Below are 10,302 nucleotides of genomic sequence, written 5' to 3'. Positions count from 1 at the left end.
CTTCGACAAGCTCGCCAGCCGCTACCTCGCAGGCGTCACCCTCGCATCTGTTGTGCTCTGGCTCCGCCACTCCGAATTGTCAGACAGGCCCTAGTGGATTGAGCCGGCTACGGGGCCGCGCCTCCTTCTTCAGCCCGGCAGGGTACGGACTGCGCACGCGCTCCGGGCCTGGCGGCGTTCCGACCACCGCACCCAGCCCGGACGCTCCCAACACATGATCACGCGGTGTCTCACGAGCGCTCCGCCGACCTGGAGGCCGAGCCGATCAGGCGGAAACCTCCGCCGCACCGAACCGCTCAGCCGAGACCGCCACAGCCTGAGTCATGAAGGTCGACCCCGGAAAGCCGCCCCAGCACACCTTCCGACACGAAGAACTCCCGATCCAGGAACCGCCCGGTGATCCGCCCGATGACCAGCAAATACTGCTCCAGCCGCTCCGCATCAGGCAGAAAGTCGTCGGAGTCCAAGTCCTCCATGAATTCGTGGTACTCCTCCTCCACAAAAATGGTCTCCATCCGCATCCCGTCACGGGCGTAGTCCGGATGCTCCACATCCCAATATGCGTGGACGATCTCGATCACCCGCTGCCCGTCCCGGCTGAGTGCCTCGACGGACGGCATCAGCCCATCCGTGAGGAAGACGACGACTGACCACCCGGGAGAGAACGGCGCCACCCACACCCACCGCGACCGCTCCTCAGAAAAGGAGAACGAACTCCGCGCCTCCTGAAACCCACTCCCCCGCACCGTCTCCTCGACAAGCCCCAACCGCCTGACCACCTCGTCCACCTCGCCGATACTGACCCACTGCACCATAAACAACATCTCGACCCCGTGCTCAACCAGAAGGCCGTATTGACTCTCGGCGGGAAAAGCGTTCACGACGGAACTCCGGAGTGTAATCGGGGAAGAGGGGCGAGGAGACGGCACTTACACCTCATCGCCCCTCTCGGACCTGTCTCGGCTGAGTGCGGCCAGGGCGCGATGTGCACCCAGAACGGGTTCCAGCCGGGCGCACGCCCGCTACGCGAGGGCGTCGGGGACCAGCGAGTCGGGCTGGCGGGCCGGACCCAACGGGGTCCGGTTCGTCTTCGCCGTCCCGGAGGCCGCTGGTCGTTCACGGCCCCCGCGGCGACCACGGCCCACCTCCTCCAGGAATGGGATGACCGGGCAGGTGAGCCGGCCGTGCGACTCGCGGTCACCACTCACACAGCTCGGAAATGAGAGCGTGTTCGGCACCGAAACGGATGATCAGGTGGAACCCTTCGCCGCACCGAACCATTCACCCGAGACCGCCACAGCCTGAATCTTCGAGGTCGACCCCGGAAAGCCGCCCCAGCACACCCTCCGACACGAAGAACTCCCGATCCAGGAACCGCCCGGTGATCCTCCCGATGACCCGCAAATACTGCTCCAGCCGCTCCGCGGGAGGCAGCAGGTCGTCGAAGTCCACGTCCTCCATGAATTCGTCGTACTCCTCCTCCACAAAAATGGTCTCCATCCGCATCCCGTCACGGGCGTAGAACGGATATTCCATCTCCCCGAGTTCGTAGATGACCTCGATCACCCGCTGCCCGTCCCGGCTGAGCGCTTCGACGGACGGCGTCAGCCCGCCCGTGAGGAAGACCACGATCGACCACCCGGAAGCAAACGGCGCCACCCACACCCACCGCGACCGCTCCTCAGAAAAGGAGAACGAACTCCGCGCCTCCTGAAACCCACTCCCCCGCACCGTCTCCTCGACAAGCCCCAACCGCCTGACCACCTCGTCCGCATCTCCGACGCTGACCCACTGCACCACGAACGACGTCTCGACCCCGTGCTCGACCAGAAGACCGTATTGACTCTCGGCGGGAAGAGCATTCACGACGAAACTCCGGAGTTTTATCGGGGAAGAGGGGCGGGAGATGGCACTTTAGCACCTCATCGCCCCTCTCGGACCTGTCTCAGCTGGGTTGCGGCTAGGGTGCGATGAGCACCCAGAACGGATTTCCCTCGCCGACCCTGAAGTCGGCGTAGAACGTCTCGAGCCTCCGCCCCTGTTTGGTGTTCTGGATGGCGTCCACTGCCTTGACGGAGTAATGCCCCTGGGCGTAGCTGGCCCCTTGCATAGTCGAGGCGAACGGATATTCGTCACAACTGTTGGTACCGCCGAGCGGCAACTTGTCCGCCCGGAACGGCTCGGGATACTTCTCCGGCATGTAGTACTTGCAGTAGTTGATACTGCGCCGGTGCTGCTCCCTGTTCGGCGGGATCAGCCACTGCATTTCATTCGGTGTCCCCATGTCCATATACAGCGGAATCCCGGAGAAATGCAGTCTGTTGATACCGCTTGTGACACCGGGGATACCTCGCGTCAGCGGCTTGCCCTGCGCGTCGTCGCCGTTCGCGTCAAAGCGGGGAGCCGCCCAGTTGCCGTAGATGAACTTGTTCTGTTCGTTGCCCTGTGGAGTCCGGGTAGGCGGATAATTCGGGTTGACCCAGGCGTCGCCCGGCCGAAGAGGCGGGAACGTCTGGCGGTTGACCGGGTTCAGAGCCTCCTCGATATGCTGGATGACCTCGATATAGTCGCTGTTGTCGGTCTTGGACATGACGAACACGCGCTTCGACCTGGTGTTGATACAGCCGCCGAGCCGATCATCGACGGCCGGGTTCTGCGCGCCGAACGGCAGGTTGTCGCAGCGGTAGTTCGGAATCCAGCTACGCAGGTGCGGCTTTCCGTCGCCGTGCCGCCGGATGCCGACCACCTTTCCGTCCGAGTCCAGGGCCTTGTCGCTCCAGATGCGAAGGCGCAGGACGTCCCACCCATTCCAGTGGAAGACGACTTGCGGCGCCATGGTGCAGATGAAGACGCTCGCCGGATCGACGTCGGCCTTGACGTTGAACACGTCATAGGGCCTGGTCCGCCACTCCGAGATGTCCTTCGTCTTGTACGTGGCATCCGACTCGCAGCTGCCGTCGCTGAAGGGTGGCTGCCTCGTCTCCAGCTGGGTGGAGACGGACAGCCCTTGAAGCTGCGACCCCGGCACCACGACGCGCCCGTCATCGTCGACCACCGCGAACTCGTCCAGCTGGATGAACATCTTCATGTCGTTCGGCTTGATGCCGCTCGTGCCGCCGTTCACCACCGGGGTGCCCGTCGGGCCGCCCAGATAGCTGTGAATGACCCAGGTGGCGCGGAAACGCAGGGCGTAGTCGTCGTCGATCAGCTCCTCGCCCGCGCTACAGAGCCACCTGGCGACGATGTTCTTGACCTTGCTCTTGCAGAAGGACTTCTCCATCCTTCCCGAGGAGCTGTCGTCCTCGTAATCCTGCATGTAGAGATAGGAGGACCAGCACGAGGTGTAGGGCTGCTCGCGGATGCGCGCGTTGTAGTCCTCATAGTCGGTCTCGCTTGAACTGACCAGGCAGTCCTCCAGGCTCAGGTGCTGATAGTCGAACCCTCCCGTCGCAGCCGCCACGGAGGCTTTCTGCGCAGGCGTCTTTTGCACGCGCGCGGGCTGGGCAGTGGGGCCGACCGCCAGGGCGAGGACCTGCGCGGCGTCGAGCGTGCGCTGGTAGACCTGCACCTCGTCCAAGGCGCCCTTCATCCTGCTGCCGAGCTCCATGGCGGCGTCGGCGTTCCATGCGGGGAAGCTCACCGGTGAGCTCTTGATCAGCACGCCGTCGAGGTACAGCGAAGCGGTCCCTGCCGCCGCGTCGTACGCGCCCGCCAGGTGGAACCACGCGCCTGCCGAGGGCCGTACGCCGGACAGCGCGCCTTCGACCGTCGTGCCTGCGGCGTCGGTGCCGGTGAAGGTGAACACCAGCCCGTGCTCCGGGTCGCTGCCGAGCTTGAAGGGCGCCTGGTGTACGCCCTTCTGCTCGACGACGCTGTAGTCGCCTCCGGCCTCGTTCCACCGCAGCCAGGCGGCCACCGTGAAGCTCTCATCCGTGCGGATCACCGGTCCCGAGGTCCGGGCCAGAGGCTCCTCACCCGGGTGGACGACGTCGACCTTGAGCGCCTGCCATCCCGACCAGGGCGAAGCCGCAGTGGCCGAGACCGCGCGGACCCGCCAGCGCACCAGCCAGCCGTCGGCCAGCTCCCCCGCGGGAACGGTGAGCGCCGCCTGTGCGTCAGGCTGGACGCCGCTCACGGAGCCGGTCCAGACCTGGCCGCTACCCTGCCCTTGCGGGGCGGCGGGGTCGTGCTCGATCTCGAACTCCGCGCTCAGCGCGTCGCCTCGCGGATCGGTGAGCGTCGCACGCAGCTGCGGCGTTTCGGTGCCGGTGACGAGACGGCCGTTCACCGTCTTGGACGGCGTCACCTGCAGGTCACCGGCCGCCGGAGCCGAGTCCGGCCGGTCCACGACCAGCCGCTGCCAGCTCGACCATGCCGAGGCCAGCTCACCGGCCAGCGCACGAACCCGCCAGCGCACGGTCCAGCCGTCGATCAGCGCGCCCGCCGGGACGGCGACTCCGACCTGCGTGCCCGCGCCGCCGTCGACGGCGGTGGCCCAGATCTGGCCGGCCCCCTGCCCCTGCGGCGCGGCCGGGTCGTGCTCGACCTCGAACTCGGCCCGCAGCGTGCCACCCGGCGCGTAGGTGACCTGCGCGTGCAGCGAAGGCGTCAGCACGGTCGTAACGGTCGTGCCGTTCACCACCTGAGACGGGATGACCTGGAGCTGGGCCACGCCCGGCTTGGGCACCTCGATGTCCAGCTGCTGCCACGCCGACCACGGCGAGGCCGCACTGGCCGAGACCGCGCGGGCGCGCCAGCGCACCGCCCAGCCGTCGGTCAGCGTCCCTGTGGGCACGGCGAGCGCCGCCTGTGAGCCCACCGCGACGCCGTCGAGGCCGCCCGCCCAGATCTGGCCGGTTCCCTGCCCCTGCGGCGCGGCCGGGTCGTGCTCGACCTCGAACTCGGCCCGCACCGGCTCGCCCCGAGGATCGAGCACGGTGGCCCGCAGCTGCGGCGTCACGGTCGGCGTCACGGTTCTGCCGCCCGCCTGCCCTGACGGGGTGACCTGCAGCTCCTGCACGTCGGGGGCCGAGTCGGGCTGATCCACGAGCAGCTGCTGCCACGGCGACCAAGGCGAGGTCGTCGACCCCACTGCGGAACGCACCCGCCAGCGCACCAGCCAGCCGTCGGTCAGCTCGCCCACGGGGACCGCCGCGGTGGCACGCGTCCCAGCGGGCACGTGGTCCACGGCGCCTGCCCAGATCTGTCCGGTCCCCTGCCCCTGCGGCGCGGCCGGGTCGTGCTCGACCTCGAACTCGGCCCGCAGCGTGCCACCCGGCGCGTAGGTGACCTGCGCGTGCAGCGAAGGCGTCAGCACGGTCGTGACGGTCTTGTCGTTCACCACCGAGGACGGCGTCACCTGCAACTGCTCGACGCCGGGCTTCGGGATGAGAACCGTGAGCTGCTGCCAGGCCGACCAGGTGGAGGTCGAACCGCCTGCCAGCGCGCGTACGCGCCAGCGCACCGCCCAGCCGTCGCCCAGCTTGCCCGCGGGAACGGTCACGACCCCCGGGCTGCCGGAGGCCACACCGGCCAGCGCGGTGGCCCAGATCTGTCCGGTCCCCTGGCCCTGCGGCGCGGCCGGGTCGTGCTCGACCTCGAACTCCACCCGGGAGGCGGCCCCCTGCGGATGGTTGATCAGAGCCCGCAGCTCGGGCGTCGCCGACGAGGTCACTGTGGTCCCGCCTTCCACCTGCGAAGGTACGACCTGCGGCTGGGTGACCGCGGGATCGGTCGCGGGGTCGAACAGGTCGACTCTCAGTGTCTGCCAGGGCGACCACGAAGGGGTCGAACCCGGCGTGCTCGCCCTGGCCCGCCACACGTAGCCGGAACCGTTCGACAGCACGCCCGCCGTCACGCTCTTGGACGCCTGCGACCCCGAGCCCACGCCCGACACCTGACCGGCCCACGCGTTCGTGTTGTCACTCGTGCTGTAGCGCACCTCGAACGCCACCGTCGAAGCGCCACCCAGCGGATCGACCGCCCTGACCGCCAGCTCCGGCGTCAGCGACGACGTCGTCACGGTGCCGCCGACCGTCTCCGACGGGGTGACCTGGAACTGGTCCACCACCGCCTCCGGCACGTCCACCTTCAATGTCTGCCAGGGCGACCACGAAGGGGTCGAACCCGGCGTGGTGCCCTTGACCCGCCAGACATAGCTGGAGCCGTCCGACAGCGTCGCCGAGGCCACCGCCCTGGAGGCGATCGCCCCCGAGGTCACGCCTGACACCTGACCGGACCACAAGTTCGTGTTGTCACTCGTGCTGTAACGGATCTGAAAGTCCATCGTCGAAGCGCCGCCCAGCTGGTCGGTCACCCTGGCCGCGAGCACCGGTGTCAAGGACGTCGTCGTCACCGTGCCGCCGATCACCTGTGACGGGGTGACCTGGAACTGGTCCACCACCGCCTCCGGCACGTCTACCTTCAACGTTTGCCACGACGACCACGGGCCGACCACACCTTCGGCCGTCGCCCTGGCCCGCCACACATAGCTGGAACCGTCCTGCAACGTCGCTGCGGCGACCGTACGTGAGGTCTGCGTACCCGAGGCGACTCCCGTCACCTGGCCGGTCCACACGTTCGAGCTGTCGCTCATACTGTAGCGGACCTCGAAGTCCACCGTCGAAGCGCCGCCGAGCTTGGCCGTGGGACGCGCCCTGAGCGTCGGGGTCAGCGACGAGGTCGTCACCGTCTCGCCGATCACCTGCGACGGCGTCACCTGGAACTGGTCCACGACCGGCGCCGCGTCCACCGCGAACGTCTGCCACGGCGACCACGAAGGCGTCGAACCCGGCGTGCTCGCCCTGGCCCGCCACACGTAGCCGGTGCCGTTCGACAGTACGCCCGCCGTCACGCTCTTGGACGCCTCCGACCCCGAAGTGACGTTCGTGGCCTGGCCGGACCACACGTTCGAGTTGTCGCTCGTGCTGTGGCGAATCTGGAAGTCCACCGTTGAAGGCCCGCCCAGTGGGTCGGTAGCCCGCGCGTGCAGCGTGGGCGTCAACGTGGAGGTCGTCACCGTTGAGCCCACCAGCTGGGCCGGGGTGACCTGGAGCTGGTCGACGACCGCCTCCGGCACGTCCACCTTCAACACCTGCCACGACGACCACGAACCGACCACGCCTTCGGCCGTCGCCCTGGCCCGCCACACATAGCTCAGGCCGTCCTGCAACGTCGCCGCGACGACCGTACTCGAGGTCTGCGTACCCGAGGCGACTCCCGTCACCTGGCCGGACCACACGTTCGAGTTGTCGCTCGTGCTGTAGCGGATCTGGAAGTCCACGGTCGAGGCGCCGCCGAGCTTGGCCGTGGGACGCGCCTTCAGCGTCGGGGTCAGCGACGAGGTCGTCACCGTGCCCGCGATCGTCTGCGACGGCGTCACCTGGAACTGGTCCACCACCGGCGCGGCGTCCACCTGGAACGACTGCCACGCGGACCAGGCAGAGACGTCGCTCCCCGCTGTGGCCCTGGCCCGCCACACGTAGCTGGAGCCGTGTGACAGCGTGCCGCCGGAGACGGTGCCGGTCGCCTGCGTGCCCGAGGCTACGTTCGCCGCCTGGCCGGCCCACACGTTCGAGGTGTCGCCGGTGGTGTAGCGGATCTGGAAGTCCACCGTCGATATGCGGCCGTCGGCGTCCGTCACCGTCGCCGCCAGGACAGGGGTGAGGGAGAACGCGGTGAGTGCGCCGTTGATCGTTTGCGAGGGGGTGAGGCTGAGTGCGCTCAGCGTGGGGGCGGCCAGCAGTAGCGCGGACGCCGAGCCCTGGCGCCGGAGTGGGGCCGGGAACTCGGACGTCGGGGTGGGGGTGACGGTCGGTGTGGGAGTCGGGGTCGAGGTTGGGGTTCCGGTTGGGGTGTTGGTCAGGGCGTTTCCGGTTTTTCCGGTGGTCCAGGACGCTGTTTCGTTGAGTGTGGCATCGCGGTTGTGGCCGGAGGAGTCGGCTGCCGTGGGGCCTGTTCCCTCGTCGAAGGTCCAATGGCCCGCGGTCTGCCTCACCGTGGTGAAGGACCACGTGTAGGGCTCCATGACGTTGTCCGACGCGTCGACCGCGCTCGCCACCGTCACGGTGTACTTCACGCCAGGGCGGAGAGGCTGAGCCGGGACGAAGGTCGTGACTTTGCCGGTGCTGTCGAATTGGAAGTCGCCCTGCACCTCCGCACCCTGGGCGTTCTTCACCGAGAGCTCTCCGCCGCCGACCGGCTCGGTGAACGTCACCCGGGGCGTGGCGTTCAGCGGGACTTCGACGGCGTCGGCGGCCGGGTCGGTCGACAACACCCTCGGCGGGAGCGTGTCCTCGTCCCCCGGGACCTCGGTGTCACCGCCGTCGTCGGGGGAGGCGATGTCCGGGGAGAGCCTGTCGTTGCCGATGAGCGAGCCCTCACCGTCCCTGCGCTTGGCGTTGCCCGCCACCAGTTCGGCGCTGACCGCCTCCACCGTGTCGTTCTCCGGCAGGTAGAGCGATCGGCTAAGCGCCTGCTCGTACTCGGGAATCGCGGTGAGCGGCTCGCGGGAGGACATCACCACGGTTTCGCGACGCGGTGGGACCGGCGTTTCGTACTCGACGAAGAAGTACGGGTGGTGGCTGCCGTCGGGAGAGGTCTCCGGGTAGTTGCCCGACAGGTATTGGCGCCAGTTGTTCCCGCCCGATTCGGCGACCGAGCGAATCATGACACCGTGGTTCGGCGTGCCGTCCGCCCAGGCCTGGGTGATCTCCTCGATGGAGTACCAGAGCTCGCCCTCGGCCATCCAGTCGGAGCAGTTCTGGTCCTTGCCGTACGGATTGACCACGTGCCCGTCGGCCACCGCTTGCGGCTGCGAGGACCAGCTCAGCGTGTTGACGGCCCAATCGGCGGCGATGCGGTGCAACGAGATGCCGCCGACCTCACCGCACGCGCTGGATAGGTAGTTCCACAGGATGATGTTCGCGTCAAAGATCTGCTGACCGATGAACGGGGCACCGGCCAGGTTGTACTTCAGATAGGAACGGTAGTTGTAGCCGTCACGACGCCCGGCGAAGATGGCGTTCATGTTCGCGGCGTAACTGCCGTTCGTGTAGCTGCCGCCGTTGGCGATGAACGTGTCGGTGGGTGCGCCGGCGCCGTGCCAAGGGGTGGAATTGGTCGCGGCCACCGTCACGGGATAGGTGACGGCCGGGTCGGCGAGAAAGGCGCTGTCAGGCGTCAGCACCAGCACGGTCTTGTCGCCGCTGCCGGTGATGGCGGTCTTCGCGAGACCGGATTTGCCCGTCCCGGGCCGCTCGAGTTCCTTGGCGTCGAGCACCGGTAATACCGACAGGTCCGCGACTTCCTTCTCGCCCGCCATGGCGGCGGGCTTGCCGTCCTTCGCCTTGGCCACCTTCATTCCGGTGGGCGGGTCAATGTGGACAGGCAATGTGACCCGCCGGTCGGGGCGCTCCCTGATCACGATCTGCTGCTGGTAGCCGTCCGGGGTCACGGTGACGACGAGGTCGATGTTGCGCCCGTAGGCCGAGTGATACGTGGCCGTGCTGCCCGACAACTGCGGCGCGGGTAGTTTCGCGGGTGCTGCCACCACGATCTCGCCCGGCTTGCCGTCCTTCGCCGTGCCGAGCGATTCGCCCGTGGCCTTGAGCAGCGGCCCGTCACCGCCGTTGGAGAGCGCGAGGTCAAGCTTGGTCACCTTGGGCCTGACGATGCCATCCTCCAGGACCAGCGTGGTGTCGATCGCCTGCCACTGCCCATTGCGCTTGGTCCGTACGGGGGTAAGGGAGACGTACGTCTTGACCGTCTTCCCGTTCGGCATGGCCACGGTCGTCATGTTCTCGGTGTGCAGGCTGGGGATCTCCACCTCTCTGCCTGCGCGTTTCGCCTCGGTCTTGGCCGTGGCCACCAGCTTGAGCGTGGTCGATTCCTCGGCCTGTTTCGCACTCGCGGCCGGCGTGGGCGTGGGCTCGGCCGTCGCGGGCGGCGCAAGCAACGAAACCAGCAGGGCGAAGGTCACAAGCAGCGATCCTCGCCGATATGTAGAAGCAGATAAGCCAGGGTTTGCTCGATAATGCGTCACATGCGCCTCATCTATTTATATTTGGCAAATGAGGCGATCGTGTCATGGGATAAAGCGCGCGTAAAGATCTTTTCTGTGTCCGGAAAGCCTCGCTCCGCCATCAGGGCTACTGGCGAATACCGATTCAGCGCTGGTGATCTCCGGAAACGAACGCAGCTGCTCCAGCTACTCCTCGGAGAACATCCTCTTCGGGCAGCGCACCACCTTTACCTGCTATACCGGACAAAACCGAAACGAACGTAGCGGCAATGATCGCCAAC

Annotated in this window: 3 protein-coding genes; all 3 read right to left on the bottom strand. The window is 67.4% G+C overall.

What is annotated here, in order from left to right; all coding sequences use genetic code 11:
- Positions 1–296 precede the first annotated feature (296 nt).
- The 3 genes from RUR_RS10295 to RUR_RS10285 all read right to left on the bottom strand — a co-directional run bounded on the left by RUR_RS10295 (position 297) and on the right by RUR_RS10285 (position 10,042).
- Complete coding sequence (locus RUR_RS10295) at positions 297–815, bottom strand: hypothetical protein (protein ID WP_283134727.1); 519 nt, start codon at positions 813–815, stop codon at positions 297–299.
- A gap of 466 nt (positions 816–1,281) precedes the next feature.
- Positions 1,282–1,866, bottom strand: a complete 585-nt coding sequence (locus RUR_RS10290) for a hypothetical protein (protein ID WP_283134726.1) — start codon at positions 1,864–1,866, stop codon at positions 1,282–1,284.
- A 94-nt stretch (positions 1,867–1,960) separates the two neighbouring features.
- Positions 1,961–10,042 carry an Ig-like domain-containing protein gene (locus RUR_RS10285; RefSeq protein WP_283134725.1) on the bottom strand — a complete coding sequence of 2,694 codons (8,082 nt, stop codon included), beginning with the start codon at positions 10,040–10,042 and terminating at the stop codon, positions 1,961–1,963.
- Between the last annotated feature and the right edge of the window lie 260 nt (positions 10,043–10,302).

Source organism: Rhizohabitans arisaemae, from assembly GCF_025996515.1.
GTDB lineage: Bacteria > Actinomycetota > Actinomycetes > Streptosporangiales > Streptosporangiaceae > Rhizohabitans > Rhizohabitans arisaemae.
Note: the sequence above shows the minus strand (reverse complement) of the source record. Positions and strands in the feature narration are given on the sequence as shown.